This window comes from Streptomyces sp. NPDC086549, assembly GCF_044746205.1.
In the GTDB taxonomy this organism is placed as follows: Bacteria; Actinomycetota; Actinomycetes; order Streptomycetales; family Streptomycetaceae; genus Streptomyces.
Genome location: NZ_JBIVBS010000011.1, coordinates 258386 through 276396, shown reverse-complemented (window position 1 = coordinate 276396; position 18011 = coordinate 258386). Strand labels below are relative to the sequence as shown.

Annotated in this window: 18 protein-coding genes and 3 pseudogenes; 15 read left to right on the top strand and 6 right to left on the bottom strand. The window is 71.3% G+C overall.

All coding sequences use genetic code 11. The features are described from left to right. Positions 1 to 8: 8 nt before the first annotated feature. The 4 genes and pseudogenes from ACIPSA_RS31265 (at position 9) to ACIPSA_RS31250 (ending at position 2976) form a co-directional block, all read left to right on the top strand. Positions 9 to 773 (top strand): SDR family oxidoreductase, encoded by a 765-nt coding sequence (locus ACIPSA_RS31265; protein WP_402640333.1) that lies wholly within the window; start codon positions 9 to 11, stop codon positions 771 to 773. A 200-nt stretch (positions 774 to 973) separates the two neighbouring features. Continuing rightward, positions 974 to 1471 carry a MarR family winged helix-turn-helix transcriptional regulator gene (locus ACIPSA_RS31260; RefSeq protein ID WP_402640331.1) on the top strand — a complete coding sequence of 166 codons (498 nt, stop codon included), beginning with the start codon at positions 974 to 976 and terminating at the stop codon, positions 1469 to 1471. Between the two features lie 565 nt (positions 1472 to 2036). Then, positions 2037 to 2639: pseudogene (locus ACIPSA_RS31255) on the top strand (flavoprotein); the annotation flags it as partial. Positions 2640 to 2661: 22 nt separating this feature from the next. Continuing rightward, positions 2662 to 2976, top strand: coding sequence for a hypothetical protein (locus ACIPSA_RS31250; RefSeq protein WP_402640329.1), 315 nt, complete (start codon positions 2662 to 2664; stop codon positions 2974 to 2976). A 5-nt stretch (positions 2977 to 2981) separates the two neighbouring features. On the opposite strand, the gene ACIPSA_RS31245 is transcribed toward ACIPSA_RS31250, so the two are convergent. After that, a complete protein-coding gene (locus ACIPSA_RS31245) occupies positions 2982 to 3569 on the bottom strand; it encodes a TetR family transcriptional regulator (protein ID WP_402640327.1) in 588 nt (195 codons plus the stop codon). A gap of 101 nt (positions 3570 to 3670) precedes the next feature. Here ACIPSA_RS31245 and ACIPSA_RS31240 point away from each other — a divergent pair, with 101 nt between their 5' ends. The 4 genes from ACIPSA_RS31240 (at position 3671) to ACIPSA_RS31225 (ending at position 8022) form a co-directional block, all read left to right on the top strand. After that, complete coding sequence (locus ACIPSA_RS31240; protein WP_402640326.1) at positions 3671 to 4654, top strand: aldo/keto reductase; 984 nt, start codon at positions 3671 to 3673, stop codon at positions 4652 to 4654. A 105-nt stretch (positions 4655 to 4759) separates the two neighbouring features. Beyond that, entirely contained in the window at positions 4760 to 5647 is an 888-nt protein-coding gene (locus ACIPSA_RS31235) for an MBL fold metallo-hydrolase (RefSeq protein ID WP_402640324.1), read from the top strand. 140 nt (positions 5648 to 5787) lie between these two features. After that, complete coding sequence (locus ACIPSA_RS31230) at positions 5788 to 6744, top strand: SDR family NAD(P)-dependent oxidoreductase (protein ID WP_402640322.1); 957 nt, start codon at positions 5788 to 5790, stop codon at positions 6742 to 6744. 36 nt (positions 6745 to 6780) lie between these two features. Then, a complete protein-coding gene (locus ACIPSA_RS31225; RefSeq protein ID WP_402640320.1) occupies positions 6781 to 8022 on the top strand; it encodes a low temperature requirement protein A in 1242 nt (413 codons plus the stop codon). 37 nt (positions 8023 to 8059) lie between these two features. On the opposite strand, the gene ACIPSA_RS31220 is transcribed toward ACIPSA_RS31225, so the two are convergent. Next, positions 8060 to 9097, bottom strand: coding sequence for an Lrp/AsnC family transcriptional regulator (locus ACIPSA_RS31220; RefSeq protein ID WP_402640318.1), 1038 nt, complete (start codon positions 9095 to 9097; stop codon positions 8060 to 8062). 107 nt (positions 9098 to 9204) lie between these two features. Here ACIPSA_RS31220 and ACIPSA_RS31215 point away from each other — a divergent pair, with 107 nt between their 5' ends. Beyond that, the gene (locus tag ACIPSA_RS31215; protein WP_402640316.1) at positions 9205 to 10365 is read left to right on the top strand and encodes an alpha-hydroxy-acid oxidizing protein; all 1161 of its coding nucleotides are present in this window, start codon (positions 9205 to 9207) and stop codon (positions 10363 to 10365) included. Continuing rightward, positions 10362 to 10685 (top strand): helix-turn-helix domain-containing protein, encoded by a 324-nt coding sequence (locus ACIPSA_RS31210; RefSeq protein WP_402640533.1) that lies wholly within the window; start codon positions 10362 to 10364, stop codon positions 10683 to 10685. The genes ACIPSA_RS31215 and ACIPSA_RS31210 overlap by 4 nt, the downstream gene beginning before the upstream one ends. A gap of 69 nt (positions 10686 to 10754) precedes the next feature. On the opposite strand, the pseudogene ACIPSA_RS31205 reads toward ACIPSA_RS31210, so the two are convergent. The 3 genes and pseudogenes from ACIPSA_RS31205 to ACIPSA_RS31195 all read right to left on the bottom strand — a co-directional run bounded on the left by ACIPSA_RS31205 (position 10755) and on the right by ACIPSA_RS31195 (position 12323). Further along, positions 10755 to 11774, bottom strand: a pseudogene (locus ACIPSA_RS31205) (cytochrome P450). A gap of 109 nt (positions 11775 to 11883) precedes the next feature. Beyond that, a complete protein-coding gene (locus tag ACIPSA_RS31200; RefSeq protein WP_402640314.1) occupies positions 11884 to 12105 on the bottom strand; it encodes a hypothetical protein in 222 nt (73 codons plus the stop codon). 5 nt (positions 12106 to 12110) lie between these two features. Next, positions 12111 to 12323 carry a hypothetical protein gene (locus ACIPSA_RS31195; protein ID WP_402640312.1) on the bottom strand — a complete coding sequence of 71 codons (213 nt, stop codon included), beginning with the start codon at positions 12321 to 12323 and terminating at the stop codon, positions 12111 to 12113. A 275-nt stretch (positions 12324 to 12598) separates the two neighbouring features. Between ACIPSA_RS31195 and ACIPSA_RS31190 the strand changes: the two genes are divergently transcribed. Genes ACIPSA_RS31190 through ACIPSA_RS31175 form a run of 4 tightly spaced genes read left to right on the top strand, consistent with a single transcriptional unit; the run spans position 12599 to position 15407 of the window. Further along, complete coding sequence (locus tag ACIPSA_RS31190; protein WP_402640310.1) at positions 12599 to 13297, top strand: response regulator transcription factor; 699 nt, start codon at positions 12599 to 12601, stop codon at positions 13295 to 13297. After that, complete coding sequence (locus ACIPSA_RS31185) at positions 13294 to 14757, top strand: sensor histidine kinase (RefSeq protein ID WP_402640308.1); 1464 nt, start codon at positions 13294 to 13296, stop codon at positions 14755 to 14757. Before ACIPSA_RS31190 ends, ACIPSA_RS31185 begins: the two co-directional genes overlap by 4 nt. 51 nt (positions 14758 to 14808) lie before the next feature. Then, complete coding sequence (locus tag ACIPSA_RS31180; RefSeq protein ID WP_402640306.1) at positions 14809 to 15210, top strand: hypothetical protein; 402 nt, start codon at positions 14809 to 14811, stop codon at positions 15208 to 15210. Beyond that, positions 15210 to 15407, top strand: coding sequence for a hypothetical protein (locus ACIPSA_RS31175; protein ID WP_402640304.1), 198 nt, complete (start codon positions 15210 to 15212; stop codon positions 15405 to 15407). The genes ACIPSA_RS31180 and ACIPSA_RS31175 overlap by 1 nt, the downstream gene beginning before the upstream one ends. Positions 15408 to 15462: 55 nt before the next feature. On the opposite strand, the pseudogene ACIPSA_RS31170 reads toward ACIPSA_RS31175, so the two are convergent. Next, a pseudogene (locus ACIPSA_RS31170) lies at positions 15463 to 15789 on the bottom strand (hypothetical protein); the annotation flags it as partial. Between the two features lie 126 nt (positions 15790 to 15915). On the opposite strand from ACIPSA_RS31170, the gene tkt reads away from it, so the two are divergent. Next, a complete protein-coding gene (gene tkt / locus ACIPSA_RS31165) occupies positions 15916 to 17967 on the top strand; it encodes a transketolase (protein ID WP_402640302.1) in 2052 nt (683 codons plus the stop codon). Positions 17968 to 18011: the final 44 nt, after the last annotated feature.

The window sequence follows — 18011 nt, the reverse complement described above, 5'->3', positions numbered from 1 at the left end:
CAGCAGGCATGGACCTGGGACTGAAGGACCGGGTGTACATCGTCACCGGTGGCACCCGCGGGCTGGGCAGGGCCACCGCGCGCGAACTGGTGGCGAGCGGTGCGAGGGTCGTCGTCAGCGGCCGCAACGAGAGGTCGGTGGCCGCGACCGAGGAGGAGCTCGGGGGTGGTCCTGGGCGGGTGGCCGGTGTTGTGGCCGACAACGCCGACACCGGGACTCCGGACCGGCTGATCGCCGCGGCACGTGATGCCTTCAAGAGGCTGGACGGGGCACTCATCAGCGTCGGCGGACCGCCGGCGGGTACGTCGGACACCATCGGCGACGACCAGTGGCGCGACGCCTTCGAGTCGGTCTTCCTCGGTGCGGTCCGGCTGTCCCGCGCCGTCGCGGCGGAGCTGGGCGAGGGCGGCGTCATCGGCTTCGTCCTCTCCAGCTCCGTGTACGAGCCGATTCCTGGCCTCGCGATCTCCAATGCCTTGCGCCCGGGCCTGGCCGGTTACGCGAAGAATCTCGCGAACGAGCTGGGCCCCCGGGGCATCCGCGTCGTCGGTCTGGTGCCCGCCCACATCGAAACCGACCGGGTGCGCGAACTCGACGCGCGGTCCGGCGACGCCGACGCGGCGCGCGAGCGTGCGACCGCCGGGGTACCCCTGCGCCGCTACGGAACCCCGGACGAGTTCGGCCGGAGCGCCGCTTTCCTGCTCTCGCCCGCTGCGTCGTACCTGACAGGAGTGATGCTGCCGATCGACGGCGGCGTACGCAGAGGCTTCTGACAGGGGGCCGCGGTGAAGTACGCCGCGGTGCCGAGCCGCCGACAGGTGTGCGCTCCCGAGGACCAGAAGTTCACACCGAGTGCATGAGCGTTCAAGTGACCTGGGTGCCCCGATCCGTCGCCTCTGCGGCGTCGCGACCCTTGCCGGCGTCGGACGAGCCGGGCCTCCGCCCGCTGCGTCCTGGCTGATACGCTCGCGAAATGACCACCCCCGATAAGTCACAGCAGGCCGACGAGCAAGCCGACTTGTGGCTTGCGCCGGCCGAACTGGACTCCTGGCTGTCGGTGGTACGTCTGGTCACCCGGCTCCCCTGGGCCCTCGACGCTCAGCTCCAGCGCGACGCGGAACTGAGCATGGTCGAATACATGGCCCTGGCCATGCTGGCCGAGGCCCCCGAGTGGACCATGCGTATGAGTGTGCTCGCCGAGCGCACCAGCTCGTCACTGTCCCGGCTGTCGCACCTGGTGAAGCGACTGGAAAGCCGTGGCTACGTCCGACGCGAACCGGACCCGAGCGACGGGCGCTTCACCAACGCCATTCTCCTGCCCGACGGCATGAGGAAGCTGGAGTCGACCGCGCCCGGTCACGTGGCCTACGTCCGGCACCTCGTGGTGGACAACCTCTCCGGCGAGCGCCTGCGCCGGTTCGGCCAGGACGCCGAACGCATCCTGCAGCGCATCGACTCACCCGTACGCTGAGCGCGCCGGGTCGCGCACGCTGTATGCGCCTCGTCCCGGTGTTCCGCGCCGATGGCCCGCACCCGGCAGGAGCGCACGCGACCGCCAGAGCAAGGGGCCGCTGAGCCCCGGCCGTCCGCATGCCCGTCAACAGGTCGGCTCAGGTCGACCGGGCCGGACACCGACTGCCTGGCCTACTGGTCGCGGCCCGCGTCTCCGAGTTCCTTGAGCAGAAGTGTCAGTGTCTCAAGTCGCTCGGGCCCGAGCAGTTCTTCGATCCAACGGCTCGTTTCCTGTGCCTGCCGGCGGCCCAGGGCCGCTCGTTCCTGCCCGTCAGGAGTCAGACAACGGCTGGGGAGCCGTCGTCGTGCATGATGCCCTGCTTCCGGCGGTGGGAAGCGGACGCGTTCCGCCCGCCACGTTCGACGGTGTCTTCCCGGCGGCCGTGCGCGCCAGGGTCCTGGCCGCCGAGTCCAAGGCGGCAGACGACACCGGCTCTTCCGCATCGCCTGGGCGGCATCCGGCCTTGGCGTGTACCGGTGCGGTTCGGGAACACGCCGCTGGACGCCGCCCGGGTGAATGAGGAATGACGGGAAGCGCTGGTCGAGTGACCAGGGATTTGACGATCACTCAGCGAGGTGCCGATCAGCGTGCGTGCCGGACCGAAGTGGGCAGCGGTCCTCCATCGCAGGCGTCGTTTCATCACGTGCGAAACATCGCTTGTTCGGCGCGAAACGGTGCCGTTGCCGGCCCGATGTCGAATCAAGAAGGGCCCATCGTGACCCAGCAGAATGTGACCGTTGCTGTCACGGGAGCGGGCGGCACCGGTGTGGCCAAGGCCTTGCTCACCGCACTTCAGAGGGACGACCGGGTCGGCCATGTCAATCTTCTGGTCTCGGCCAACGGGCGCAAACTGGTGGCCTTCGAATTCCGTACCGGCGAAGATCCGGACTCGGTGGTCCGGGCCTCGGGGGTGACGTCACCGAAAGTACGCTTCCTGGATCCGGCCGACATGTCCGGAGCGGTGACCAGCGGCAGCTACCCGAGCGACGCGATGATCATCTTGCCGTGTGCGGCCGGCGTACTCGGACGCACCGCTCACGGCCAGACAGAGAGCCTCGTCGAGCGAGCGGCGGACGTGATGCTGAAGCAACGGCGCAAACTCGTCCTCTGCCTGCGGGAAGCCCCGCTGAACCTCATCCACTTGCGCAATGGTCGCTGTCACGGAGGCGGGAGACACCGTGTACCCCATGATCCCCACGTACTACAACGTGCCGGAGACACTCGAACAGCTGAGGGACGAGTTCGTCGAACGGGTCCTGCAGTTCCTGGGCCTGCCGGGCACGGATCGCTATCAGTGGGACGGCAGCGACACCGCGGCGCGAGCACACTCGAGCGCAATAGCGGACAGTGGCCGGCAGCCCCGCACCCATGGCGCGGTCACCACCCTGCTTGCCCGTCCTGGACGGGACGGACCCGCCGTGGGCTGTGCGTACACGTCCGCACATGTCCGCACACGTCCGTGAAGGGGCTATTCGGCGGTGGTCTTCGGCTCGCTGATCCGGCGGGCGGCCTCGACGACCGCCGATCGGTGCAGGGCCAGCTGCTGTGGCGACCAGGACCGGGCGCCCTCCTCCACATCGGCGCCCTCGGCGGCCCAGAACCACGCTTGGGCCACCGCGAGAACCATGGTCAGGAGATCGCCAGGCTCCATCTCGGGGGCGATGTCCCCCCGCCTCTGCGCGTCGGCCACTTCGGCGGTTTTGTGCCGGAAGGCCTCCGGCTCGGGTCCGCTGGCGGACGGGCGCTCCAGCAGTTTCCAAAGTCGTAGGCGCATCAGGTCCGGTCGGGCGACCAGGTGGTCGAAGATCGCGCCGGCGTATCCGGGCAGGTTCTCGACGTCGAACGGCACGGACTCAGCGCCCGCCGTCAGTGCGCGTTGCAGCACCTCGTCGAACAACTGCTCCTTGTTGCCGAAGTAGACGTAGATCAGCCGCTTGTTCACCCCCGCGGTCTCGGCGATCCGGTCCACGCGGGCACCGGCGATGCCGTAGGCGGCGAATTCGGTGAAGGCGGCGTCGAGCAGCCGGGCCTTGGTGGCGCTGGAGTCCCGTGACATGTGACCACCCTAGCAAGTAACTATCTAGTTATTGACATCGGCACCTCACGGGTCTACGGTCATGTATCTATCCAGTTAGTTATCCCAATCGAGGAACCCTCATGGAACACCGCACACTGGGCAGCCAGGGTCTGACCGTCGGCGTACAAGGCCTCGGCTGCATGGGTATGAGTGCCTTCTACGGCGCCACCGACGAGGCCGAGTCGCTGGCCACCATCGACCGTGCGCTGGAGCTCGGAGTCACCCTGCTGGACACCGCCGAGAGCTACGGCCCCTTCATCAATGAGCAGCTTCTCGGCAAGGCGCTCGCCGGGCGTCGCGAAGGCGCCGTGCTGGCCACCAAGACCGGCGTCGAGATCGCCGACGACGGCCGGATACTCGGTCTCAACGGCCGGCCGGAGTACGTCCGCCAGGCTCTCGAACGCTCGCTGCGGCACCTGGGCACCGACCACGTCGACCTGTACTACCTGCACCGTATCGACCCCGAGGTCCCGATCGAGGAAACCGTCGGCGCCCTGGCCGAACTGGTCGCCGAGGGCAAGGTCCGCCACATCGGCCTGTGTGAGGCCTCCGCGGGGACCATCCGGCGTGCCCACGCCGTCCACCCGCTCACCGCCGTCCAGACCGAGTACTCGCTCTTCGAGCGCGGCATCGAACAGGACGGGGTGCGCGACACGCTGCAGGAGCTGGGGATCGGACTGGTCGCCTACTCTCCGTTGGGGCGCGGCTTCCTGTCGGGCGCGATCTCCAGTCCCGACGACTTCGCCGAGGACGACTGGCGGCGAACCGACCCCCGGTTCCAGGGTGAGAACTTCGACCGCAACCTCGACGTCGTCCGCGAGGTGCGCCGCATCGCCTCCGCCAAGGAGGTCACGCCCTCCCAGCTGGCGCTCGCCTGGGTCCTGCACCAAGGCGCGGTCGCCATCCCTGGCACCAAGCGCCGCCGTTACCTCGAGGAGAACGTCGCCGCGACCGAGGTGACCCTGACCGCTGACGACATCGCCGCCATCGAGGCGGTCGCCCCGCACGGCGTAGTCACCGGTGACCGCTACGCACCCGAGCTGATGGGGACGCTCAACGGCTGAGACCCGGCCGGCGCGTCACAAGATCCCGTAGTAGGGCCAGAACACCCCGTCCCCACATCCACATTCACAGCCCCCACCCCCCACCCCCAGCTCGAAAGGCCCCCCATGCCGCAGCCGGCCACACGCTCCCGGATCACCATCGGGGAAACGACGATCACCTATCTCCCCGACGGGTTCGGCGCGCACAACCCGGACGTGCTGTTCCCCGGCGTGGACTGGACGACGCGCCCCGGCTACCTCGAAGAGGGGCAGCTCCTCCTCTCCTTCGGATCCTTCCTGATCCGGGCCCGGGGCCGGAACATCCTCGTGGACCTCGCTGTGGGCGAGATCGACGTGGACGTGCCCGGAGTCGCTCGGCTCAAGGGCGGTTCACTTCTGCGGAACCTCGCCGCGGAAGGACTGTCCACCGGCGACATCGACACGGTCGTGTACACCCATCTGCACCTCGACCACGTCGGCTGGACCAGCGATGTCGCGCCGCTTCCGAACGGGCCCGCGACGGACTCGCCCACGAGCCTCACCTTCGCCGGGGCACGCCATCTCATGTCGGAAGACGAGTGGCAGTACTGGTCGACGAGGACGGCGACCATGGGCGGACCGGACGCCGAGGCGGTGCTCAAGCCACTCGCCAGCGTCGTCGAGTTCGTCGGGAGCGGTGAGACCATCGCGCCCGGGGTGACCGTCGAGGCCACGCCTGGGCACACTCCCGGACACCTGGCGATCGTCGTGCGGGACCCCGCGGGGGTCAGCACCGAATCGGCCTGCATCGTGGGAGACATCCTTCACTCCCCGGCTCAGGTCGGCGACCCCGACCTGGTGTTCTCCTCCGACATCGCTCCGGACCAGGCCCGAGCGGTGCGCGACCAGGTGCTCCAGCGGCCGGACACCGTCATCGCGGCCGGGCACTTCACGGACGACGTGTTCGGCCGGGTCACGTCGGTGGGCGACACCCATATGTGGACTCCCGTCGACGGCTCGCCGTCGTCCCGGTAACCCGACCCGCCAGGTCGCCCCGGGTGCTGCCGGTACGCACCCGGTGCGGCCGCCCCCCAATCGCCGAGGCGCCGAACCCTATCGGCAAGTGAGCCACAGGCGCCGTGCCCCCGACCTTCTCACGTCAGGAGACTCACCTCATGTCCGTACCCCAGACGCCCCACACCTTCGGGGCAAGCACCACCGCCGCCGAGGTCATCGACGGCGTCGACCTGCACGGCCGCCGGGCCGTGGTGACCGGAGCCAGTTCCGGAATCGGGGTGGAGACGGCCCGGGCGCTCGCCGTGGCCGGCGCCGACGTCACCCTGGCCGTACGCGACACCGACGCGGGCGCCCGCGTGGCGGCGCGCCTGGAGGCGGAACTGCCGCCGAAGTCCGGTCAGTTGACGGTGGGGCGGCTCGACCTGGCCGACCGGTCCACGGTCGAGGCGTTCGTGTCCGCCTGGCACGGCCCGTTGCACATCCTGGTCGGCAACGCCGGAGTGATGGCCTTTCCGGAACTCACCCGCACCTCCGACGGCCGGGAGATGCAGTTCGCCGTCAACCACCTGGGCCACTTCGCCCTGGCTGTCGGCCTCCACTCGGCACTCGCGGCGGCGGACGGCGCACGCGTCGTCTCGGTGAGTTCGATCGGCCACCTCTTCTCACCGGTCGTCTTCGACGACCTGGACTACCGCTTCCGCCCCTACGACCCCTGGACCTCCTACGGACAGTCGAAGACCGCCAACATCCTGTTCGCCGTCGGCGCCGCCGAGCGATGGGCCGACGACGGCATCACCGCCAACGCGCTCATGCCGGGCAACATCGCCGACACGTCGCTGGCCCGGCACATGGTCCCGGAGCAGCTGGCCGGCTTCATCGAGACGACCGGACTCGCACTGCCGCCCCAGAAGACCGTCGAGCAGGGTGCCGCGACCTCGGTGCTGTTGGCCGCCTCGCCCACGGTGGAGGGCATCACCGGGCGCTATTTCGAGGACTGTGCCCAGGCCGAGCCGGTCACCGAGCGAGCCGGTGCCATCGCCGGCGTCGCGCCGTACGCCCTGGACCGGGAGAACGCGGACCGGCTGTGGAACGTGTCCGAGGCTCTCGCCCGATAGGGCTCTACGCTGCCGGTGGGGTTCTACGCTGCGGACATGACATCGCGACACGAATGGTGGGCCCGGCTGCGTCGGCAGCTGTGGCATCCCCCGCGCGCCCATGGCGAGCAGCCGCGAGAGCGGGTGGTCGGCCCGCTCGAACTGTTCTACGACCTGGTCGTGGTCGTGCTGGTCGCCCAGGCTGCCCACCACTTGGCCGGGCATCTGACCTGGCACGGGCTGGGAGAGTTCGCCGCGGTGTTCGCGCTGGTGTGGATCGCCTGGTTCAACGGCAGCCTGCATCACGAACTGCACGGGTACGACGATGCTCGCGGCCGGAGCGTGTTCCTGCTGCAGATCCTGGTGCTCGTGCCGCTGGGCGCGTTCATCCCCGAGGCGGGCGGCGCACGCGGAGTCGCGTTCGCCGTGGACGCGGGGGTGCTGTTCGCGGTGCTGGCGGTGCTGTGGCTGCTCGCCGCACGCGGTGACAGCCCCGAATTCCGCCGTCCCAGCACGCTGTTCGTGACCGGGACGGCGGTCTGCGCGGTCGTCCTGGCCGCGAGCGCCGCCCTGCCCGCGGACGCCCGTGTGCTGACGTGGGGGCTGCTGGGCGTCGCCTACCTGGCGGGATTCGCGGTCATGGTCGGTACGGCCACCCCGGTACAGGCGGTCGCGCTCAGCGTGACCGACGCGCTCACCGAGCGGTTCGGGCTGCTCATCATCATCGTGCTCGGTGAGACCGTGACCGGGGTGGTCGACGGACTGGCCCACGAGCCGACCACCGCGCTCACCCTCGCCGTCGGGCTCGTCGCCGTCGTCGTCGGCTTCGGTGCCTGGTGGACGTACTTCGACTTCGCCGGACACCGGCGTCCGAGACCCACACGCGCGAGCACCGTGCAGTGGATGCTGGTGCACCTGCCGCTCACGGCCGCGGTGGCGGCCATGGGCGCCGCGATGGTCGGTCTCGTCGAGCACGCCCACGACGGCCGGACCCCCGCCGCCACGGCCTGGGCTCTCTGCGGGGGCACGGCCGTCGTGCTCTGCACGACGATGGCGCTCGCGACGACCCTGCGCGTCTGGCGCCCGGACCGCGGACTCTACCGACCGCTGTCCCGCACCTGCGTCGTCGTGGCCGTCGCGTGCGTGGGCGTCGGTGCCGTGCGTCCGGCGCCACTCGTTCTCGGCCTCGCCCTCGTCCTCCTCCTCGGGGTCCCCTGGGGACTCGCCGTGGGATACCGCCTGTCCCACGAAGAGGAATCCGCCGCCCGGGAAGCGTCGGGGCCTGTGGAACGTCATTGAAACCCCGGGGCTTGCACGACGTCACCGACACGCCAGGTCAAATCGCTGGATCAGCCCAGATGTCGGGCGGGACGATGCCGGCGGAGCGGCCGTGAGGATCCAGGAGACGCCCGAGCAGCTTGTCCTGGCGCAGGGTGATGACGCGGTCGACGATGTCGAGACTCGGGTGAGCGGCGGCGAGCTGGCTTTCCAGGCGCAGGACGTCACTGACGGAGTGGAGGCTGGCCTGGAGAACGAGGTTGTGGGGTCCGCTGACGGCGGCGCAGTTGCGGGTTTCCGGTAGACGGACGAGGGCATGGCCGATCTCGGGGAGTTCGGTGGGCGGGACCTTGGCCCAGAGGGTGACCGCGACGGGCCAGCCGCCGAGGGCGCGGGCGAAGTCGCAGCGGAACCGCAGGAGGCCGCGGCGGGTGAGCTGTTCGACGCGGCGTTTGGCGGTGGAGAGGCTGACGCCGAGGTCGTTGGCCAGGGTCTGGTAGGAAGCGCGGCCGTCGTGGGCGAGCCGGGTGACGAGGGCGCGGTCGAAGGAGCTGATCTCGCCCGGGGCAACGACTGCGGCTCGGGCCGGGGACGGGCCGGTCAGCCGGGCGCGTTGGCCGGGGGCCAGGGCCGCGATGCGCCACCGGCCGCCCTCGGTGAACATGGGGGTGACGATCCGGGCCCGCACGCTGGTGATACCGGGGAGGTGCGGAAGCAGGTCGAGGGTGTAGCGGGACAGGGCCAGCAGGTCTCGGGTGGCGACGGTGGCGAGGATGTCGTGGCTGGTGGCCGCGCGCTCGATCGTGAGCATGTGGGCATGGGCGCTCAGTGCCCGGGCGACGTGCGCGGTGGTTCCCGGAGCGCAGTCGATCACGACGAAGGCCACGCAGATCTGCTCGAACAGGCGCGGGCCGGGGGAGAACTCCACCCAGGCCGTGCCCTGGTCGGACAGGCGGCCGAAGCGGCGAGCGACAGTGACCGGGTCGACGCCCAGGACGCGCCCGAGCTCGGTCCACGAGGCCCGCGGCCGCAGCTGCAGGGCGCTGATCAGTGCCAGCTCGTCCTCTTTCAGCAGCGGCGGTGCATCATCCTGCATGATCCCGCCTCCTGAGCCAGAATCCTGCGTTTGGCGGCTTTCACGCACCACTCTTCCATCGTGGACTTCAAGGGACCGCACCCGGCGGACCCGAAGGAGGACCGGCCATGGCTTTCGCCGACTACCAGGACGAGATCTACATCGACGGGCTGCGTGGGGTGGTGCCGCGCTTCCCGATGACCTACGACGACCTGGAGCCGCTGGCTCAGGCCGCCATGCCCGCCTCGGTCCGGTCCTACGTCGCCGGCGGTGCCGGCGACGAGCGCACCCAGCGCGCCAACGTCACGGCGTTCGAACGCTGGGGCCTCGTCCCGCGCATGATGGTGGGGGCCACAGACCGCGATCTGAGCGTCGACCTGTTCGGGATGCGCCTGCCCTCGCCGCTGTTCATGGCCCCGGTCGGCGTGATCGGGCTGTGCGCGCAGGACGGCCACGGTGATCTCGCCACTGCCCGCGCCGCCGCCCGCACCGGCGTGCCGATGATCGCCTCCACGCTGACCGTCGATCCGCTGGAACAGGTCGCCGGGGAGTTCGGCGGCACCCCAGGCTTCTTCCAGCTCTACACCCCCACCGACCGGGAACTCGCCGAGAGCCTGGTCCACCGTGCCGAGAAGGCCGGGTTCAAGGGCGTCGTGGTCACCCTGGACACCTGGATCACCGGCTGGCGCCCCCGCGACCTGAGCACCAGCAACTTCCCTCAGCTGCGCGGGAACTGCCTGGCCAACTACACCAGCGACCCCGTCTTCCGCTCCCGCCTCGCCCACAGCCCGGAGGACGACCCGAAGGCCGCGGTCGCGCTGTGGGCACGCATCTTCGGCAACCCGCTCACCTGGGACGACCTGCCCTGGCTGCGCTCGATCACCGACCTGCCGCTGATCCTCAAGGGCATCTGCCACCCCGACGACGTCCTGCGCGCCAAGGACGCCGGCGTGGACGGCATCTACTGCTCCAACCACGGCGGACGCCAGGCCAACGGCGGCCTGCCCGCCCTCGACGCCCTGCCCGCCGTGGTCGAGGCCGCCGACGGCACGCCCGTCCTGTTCGACTCCGGTGTCCGCACGGGAGCCGACATCGTCAAGGCCGTCGCCCTGGGCGCCACCGCCGTAGGCGTCGGCCGCCCCTACACGTACGGCCTCGCCCACGGCGGCGAGGCCGGAATCATCCATGTGCTGCGGGCCCTGCTCGCCGAAGCCGACCTGCTCATGGCCGTCGACGGCTACCCCACCCTCGCCGACCTCACCCCCGACACGCTTCGCCGCCTCACCTGACACCGGCCAGGACGAGGGGGCCTCGGCGCGGGAGGGTCCCCCGGGCGGGGCGAGGCAGGGCGCGAGGAACTCGCCCGTTTCGTCCGCCGTGCCGGCGGCCCGCTGCTCGGTCACGACGAGACCCGCGGCGGCGACTGGTCCGCACCGGGCTCACGTACTTCGCCTGCGACGGGAGCCTCGCCCGTACCGCCGCTGCGCTCTCCATCCGCGTCGACACCCTCTGTCGGCGCCTCGACCGGATGCCGGCGTTGCTGGGCCCGCAATGGCGGCACGGCGACCGGGTGCATCTGGCGCCGAAGGCCCACGTCGCCTGCGCGTGAGCCGGCCAGCGGCACCTCTCGCCCGTCGGCGGTGCGCGGCGTCGCCTTCCCTCTGTCGCGGTCTGCGCTCTATCGCCGCTCGTTCCGCCCGTGCTGATTCGTCCTCGGTCTGCCGGCAGCGGTCGTGGGTTCGCGGTCTGCGGCATCGAGGACCAGCCCCCTGGGCTGCAGGATGGTGCGCGTGTCGAACACGGGCGTGCAGTCCGGCGCCGGAGAAAGCCGGTACCGGGCGACGACCGTCGCGGTGGCGATGACCATCGCGACCGTCCCGAAGTGCGCACCCAGACACATACGCGGCCCACCGCCGAAGGGGACATACGTGTATCCGGGCAGCCGGGGGGCCGCGGCACGGTCGATCCAGCGGTCCGGGTGGAACACCGACGGCTCCTCGTAGAGTGCCGGATCCCTGTGCAGCGCGAACGGGCTGACCGCGACCCGCTGTCCCGGCACCAGCGTGACACCGCCGAGGACGTTCGGTTCCTCCACCGCCCGCTCCAGATATCACAACGGCGGATACAGCCGCAGCGTCTCCTTCACCACCGCCTCGGTCACCGGCAGCCGCGGCAGATCGGCCGCCACGGGCAGCCGCCCGCCCAACTCCCGGTCGACCTCGTCCGCCACCCGCCCGTGCAGCCGCGGATGTCGGTCCAGCAGCAGGAACAGCCTGGCCAGCGCGGCGGCCGTGGTCTCGTGCGCGGCGAACAGGTTCGCGACGATCACACTGACCGCACCATCACAGGTGAGCGCGCCCTCGGCGCACGCCTCGATCAGCAGATCGGCGACCACGGAGGGCGCCCCCTCCCGTCCGGCGGCACGCGCCGCGACCAGGCGCGACACCTCTGTGACCAGCTCACTCCCCGCGCGCCGCAGCCGTCGCCTGCGCAGGACCGACGACCGGCCGCGCCACGGAACGGCCGCGGGCAGCCGTGCGTCCTGCAGCCTGGCCACCAGTGCGGGCACCCGGCCGGGCTCGGGCCCCAGACAGAACTCGGCGATCAGACGAGCGCTGAGCTCCTCCAGCGCCCCGATCGCCTCGATGCTCCCGCCGGCCCGCCAGCGCTCGGCGTGCCCGGCCACCACCACAGCCATCCGGTCACCGGCAGCCCGCAGACCGGCGCGGTTCAGTCCCCGCCCGGCGAGGCTGCGGGCACGCATCCACCGGGCCACATCCTCCGAAGCGCGGCTGCCGTCGGTCTCCTCACCCAGCAGGTCCCGGGTGATGCCGTAGGTGCCGTTCGTGTTCTTTCAGCACCTGCTCGACCAGGACCGGCGAGTTGACCATGTATAGACCGTCGTCGAAGCGGACCAGGTCCCCGTACTCCCGCTGGCGGAGCAGAAACCCCAGTGCGTCTTGCCCGAACGCGAGCCTGTTGCCGAACCCGTACCCCTCGGGGCCGGGCGACACGGAAGCCGCCGCCATCGAAGTCACCCGCCCACGTTGTAGTAGTACATCGCGTGCGAGCCCGTGTTGCCGAACACGCTCCTCACGTAGCTGTTGTGCGTCACCCTGGCCCCCGAGGGGTCCGGGGTCAGCCCATTGGTACCGGTCGCCGCGAAGGCCGATCCGGCGCCGATCAGCGCCGCGATGCTCGTGACGGTGACCAGCAGGATCCTGCGCACGTGATGCATGGCAGCCATGGCTGCCCTCCTTTCACATCGCCGGGCGGCCGGTCCGCCCGGGCGTTGCTCTCCATTGGCACAGACCGTCGCCCACGGGACACGTCCCGGAATGTCGTGACGTGCCAAAATCCGACCGGCGTTGTATCGCGTGGGCGTGTCACACCGCAGCCGGACCGCCATCGCCTCCAGCGGTCCGATGGTCGGCGGAAGTGAGCAGGGCCGTACGCTGACCGGGCGCTGACGGCTGACGGACCCTGGTCGGCCGGGCGCGGCAGCGGGTGAGGGAGGGACGCATGGGCGGGACGGCACCCCCGGGGACGGTCCTGGTCGTGGACGACGACGCGGCCATCCGGCGGTCGTTGGAGCGCGGGCTGCGACTGAGCGGTTTCACGGTCCGCACCGCGCCCGACGGGCTCGGCGCGCTGGCCGCCGTCGCGGACGGCCCGCCCGACGTGCTGGTCCTCGACGTGTCGATGCCCGGCATGAGCGGCATCGAGGTGTGCGCACGGCTGCGCGCCGACGGCCGGGATCTGCCGGTGCTCATGCTCTCCGCGCTCGACGAGACCGCCGACCGGATAGCCGGCCTGCAGGCCGGCGGCGACGACTACCTGGTCAAGCCGTTCGCCCTGCAGGAACTGGTATTGCGCCTGCGCGCGCTGCTGCGCCGACGGCCACCCGCCGTCCAGGAACAGGCGCTGCGGGTGGCGGATCTGCTGATCGACCCGGCCGCCCGCACCGTACGGCGTGGCGGGCGGCCGTTGGACCTCACCCGGCGCGAGTTCGAGCTGCTGGAGGCGCTGGCGCGCAACGCCGGACTCGTCCTCACCCGTGACCAGCTGCTGGAGCGGGTGTGGGGCTACGACTTCGACGTGCGCAGCGATGCCGTCGACACCTTCGTCAGCTACCTGCGGCGCAAACTGGAGGCCGACGGTGCGCCGCGGCTCATCCAGACCGTGCGCGGGGTCGGCTTCGTCCTGCGGGAGGAGCCGTGAGGCTGTCGGCCCGGATCGGACTGGCGGTCGGCTGCACGGTGCCGCTGCTGGTGCTGGCCTCCGGGTGGCTGCTGCTCCAGTTCGTCGCCCGCGATCTGCACCGCGCCGAGGACGACCATCTGCGGGAACGGGCAGCGGCCCTCGTCCCGGACGCCCGCGCGCTGCTGCGGGCCGGGGCGGCCGGGCGGCCCAAGGCCGCGGACACCCGTGAACGCGCCCTCTACAGCGCGGCGCTCGACGTGGGCGTACGGATCGTGGGGCCGGACGGCTCGTTCAGCGGTGGGCCGCAGCCCGATTCCGGCGTGCCGTTGCCCGCGCGGACCGGCACACCGGTCACCGTGCGCGCCGAAGACGACAGTTGGCGGGCACTGGCCCGCCCGGTGCGCACCCCGCTGGCCACCGGCACCCTGTGGGTGTTCGCGCCGGACACCGCCGACCGCGGCCGGCTGCGGCTGGTCCGGCGCCGGGTGCTCGTCACCACCGTGCTGGCGGCCCCTTTGTCCGGCCTGCTGGCCTGGGGGATGTCCGCGGGTGCCGCCGCGCCGCTGCGCAGACTGACCCGCAGCACCGCCGGACTGGATCCGCGCACCGACCGCGCGCGCCCGCCGCTGGAGCGGACCGGCATCGCCGAGGCCGACGAGTTGGCCGCCACGGTACGCACCGTGCTGGCCCGCTACGACGAACAGGCCGCCCGAACCGCCGAGGCGCTGGACACCGCCCGCTCCTTCTCCGCTGCCGCCGCCCACGAACTGCGCACTCCGCTGATGAGCATGGGCACCAACCTGGACATCCTGGTCGGGCACCCCGGGCTCCCCGAACCGGACCGCACGGAGGTCGTCGCCGATCTGGAGCGCGAGCACGGCCGGCTGCTGGGCCTGCTGGTGATGCTGCGCGACCTCGGGCGCGGGGACCTGGTGGAGGCGGACGCGTTCCGCACCGCCGACCTGACGGAGATCGCGGAGACGGCCGTCGCCGAGGCCCGGCGCCGCTCGCCCGGCGCACTGATCGCGCTGGACGCACCGGCGGGTGTCACCGTGCGCGGCTGGGAATCAGGACTGCGGCTGCTGCTGGACAACCTGCTGGCCAACGCCCTGGCCCACGGAGTCGACGCACGGGGGCGGGCGAGCGTGACGGTGGGGATACGGCGCGCGGACGAGTGGATCGTGCTCACGGTGGACGACGACGGTGCGGGAGTTCCGGAGTGTGACCGGGAGCGGATCTTCGAGCGGTTCAGGCGCGGCCCGGCCAGCGCCGGCTCCGGGCTCGGCCTCACGCTGGTGGCTCAGCAGGCCGCGCTGCACCGGGGCACCGTCACGGTGGGCGACGCTCCGGGCGGCGCGGGGGCGCGCTTCGAGGTGCGGCTGCCGGCTGCGGCGGGGGAACTGCCGTACCGCCGCGACTGGTTGATCGGGACAGCCGGGACATACCGGTCACAGAGTTTCCCCAAAGAGGGCTCCTAGCCTGCCGCGGGACGGGCGGCCGAGCGATCCGTCCGGAAACGGAGGCAAGTGATGGACAACCGGCGAAGGCGCCGTACCCTGCTGGCCGGGCTGGCTGCGGCCGCGCTGCTCGCGGGCGGCACGGGCGCGGCCGCGGCCGACAGCACCCCCGCGCCGGGACCGACCGGCGACGGGGCCAAAGCGCTGTGCAAGCGGGTGCCGAGGATCGACCGGCGGATCGACCGGGCGCTGAAGCGACTGGAGGCCGGGGCGGGCACCCGCGGTTCGGTGGCCCGGCTGGAGCGCCGCGTGGACAACGCGAAGAAGGCGGGCCACACCGAGATCGCCACGTTTCTCCAGGACCGGTTGACGACTCGCAAGGCTCTCGTGCCGATGCTCGAGCAGCGGCAGAAGGACCTCGCCGAGGTCAGGACGTGGTGCCAGGACAACGACGGCGGGAAGGCGGCGGGCTGATGCGCGCGCAGGCCTTCGCGGTGTCGGCGGTTCTGCTGGCCGCTCTGGCCGTCGGCTGCTCCGGTCACGACGGGGCGTCGTCGAAGACTCCCGCGGCCACGCCGTCGGGATACTCGCAGATGCGGCAGAAGGTGAACGCGGCCGAGTCGGCCGCCGCCGCGGCCGACCGGGACGCGGCCTCGAACGCGGACCGCTGACCCGACGAGGGAGGCGGCGGAACGCGGCAGGGCGTGAGCCCCGAGGGGCCACCGCCCGGCCGCGTTCCAGGCAGTCCCGCACGCTCTCGCCGTCGGGCAGGCCTTCCCCCACGGTCCGGTCGAGGTCGAGGAAGTGTGCGCGTGCCGCGTCATGTACGGGCCGGGGGAACTGGATGCGGCTGAGCCTTTCCGCGACCCACGGCCTTTTCGTGGCGTCACGGGTCGTCAGAAACCAGTCGCGGGTGTCGTCCCAGTCGGCGGGCCGGCCGAACGCGGCACGTTCCGCTTCGGCCCCCACGGCGACGAACCGCTCCAGCAGCGCCAGGCGTTCCGCTCGCCGGGCCTCCGACGCGTCGATCCGCTGCCGCTGTTGTTCAGCGCGTGGGGACTTCCGGTCCTGAGCCGTGGTCGGGGGCGGTCACCCGATGGCGGTATCTGCTCATGCGGCGAGTGGCGATACGGCGTGTACTGAAAGGGCAGGCATCTCGACCAGAACGGACCGGTGCCCATGACCGAGCAGGACATGCTGTCGGTGAACACCATCCGCGGCCTGTGCATGGACGCCGTCCAGCAGGCGGAGTCAGGACATCCCGGTACACCCATGGGGATCGCGCCCGTCGCGTACACCCTGTGGCAGAGGTTCCTGCGTTTTGATCCGCAGAACCCCATCTGGCCCAACCGGGACCGCTTCGTCCTCTCCGAGGGACACGCCTCCGTGCTGCTCTGGTCGCTGCTGCACCTGGCGGGCGTACGGGCCGTGGACCCGGACTACGAGGTACTCGGACGCCCCGCCGTCACCCTGGACGACCTCAAGAGCTTCCGGCAGCTCGACTCCCGCTGTCCCGGTCACCCCGAGTACCGGTGGACCAGTGGCGTGGAGACGACCACCGGGCCACTCGGCCAGGGAGTCGCCAGCTCCGTCGGCATGGCACTGGCCGGCCGCTGGCAGGCCGCCCGGTACAACCAGGACGGCTTCCCCCTGTTCGACTTCGACGTCTACGCCCTGGCGGGAGACGGTTGCATGATGGAGGGCATCTCCTCCGAGGCGGCCTCCCTCGCCGGGCACCAGGGCCTGGCGAACCTGTGCTGGATCTACGACTCCAACCGGATCACCATCGAGGGCCACACCGACATCACCTTCACCGAGGACGTGGCGGCCCGGTTCCTCGCCTACGGCTGGAACGTCACCACTGTGGCCGACGCCAACGACCTGGACGCCGTGGCCCGCGCGTTCCACTCGTTCCGCGCCGAGAAGGAGCGGCCCACCCTGGTGCTGGTGCACAGTCACATCGGCTACGGCTCGCCCGTGGAGGACTCGCCCCAGGCCCATGGCTCACCCCTCGGCGAAGAGGGGGTCCGCAGTGCCAAGCGCTTCCTGGGCCTGCCGCCCGACGAACGCTTCCTGATCCCCGACACGGTCCGCAAGGACTTCGCCGAGGGCATCGGCGCCCGCGGCGAGCGGCTGCGCACGGCGTGGGACGAGACCTTCGAGGCGTACCGGGCGGCCTGGCCGCGCCTCGCCGACGAACTGACGCGCATGCAGCGCCGGGAGCTGCCCGAGGACTGGGAGGCGGCCCTCCCCGAGTTCGCCCCCGACGCCAAGGGCCTGGCGAGCAGGGACTCCTCCGGCCGTGTGCTCAACGCGCTGGCCGAGCGAGTGCCCTGGCTGCTGGGCGGCTCCGCCGACCTGTCCCCGTCCACCAAGACACGCCTCACCTTCGACGGGGCAGGGGACTGCCAACCGGACGAGCCGGGCGGCCGCAACCTCCACCTGGGAGTGCGCGAACACGCCTCCGCGGCCATCGCCAACGGCATGGCGCTGACCAAGCTACGGCCGTACTGGTCGGGCTTCCTGATCTTCTCCGACTACGCCAAGGCGGCCATCCGGCTGTCCGCCCTGATGGAGATCCCGGTGGTGCACGTCTTCACGCACGACTCCATCGGCGTCGGCGAGGACGGCCCCACCCACCAGCCGGTCGAACAGCTCGCCGGTCTGCGGGCCATGCCGGGCCTGCTGGTCTTCCGTCCGGCCGATGCGGCGGAGGTCGTGGAGACATGGCGCGTGGTCACTGCCCTGCGCCACGAGCCGGCTGCCCTGGTGCTCTCCCGCCAGGCTCTGCCCACCCTCGACCGGTCCGTTCTCGCACCCGCCTCCGATGTTGCCCGCGGCGCCTACGTCCTGGCCGACGCCCCGGACGGCGCACCGCAGGTCCTGCTGCTGGCCACCGGCTCCGAGGTCTTCCTCGCCCTGTCGGCACGGGAGGAACTCGCCGCCGAGGGCATCGCCGCCCGCGTCGTGAGCATGCCCTGCTGGGAACTGTTCGACCGGCAGCCGCGGGAGTACCGCGACGCGGTGCTGCCACCGGAGGTCACCGCGCGCGTGGGCGTGGAACAGGCGTCGACCTTCGGCTGGGACCGCTACGTGGGTGACCGGGGAGCGGTCGTCGGCATGCACACCTACGGCGCGTCGGCCCCGCTGAAAAGCCTGCTCACGAAGTTCGGGTTCACCCCCCAACGGGTCGCGCAGACCGCGCGCGAGGTGCTGGCGGCCCGACAGTAGCCGGGGCCCATCACCTGACCGCACCCATCCGGCTCTCAGCGCAG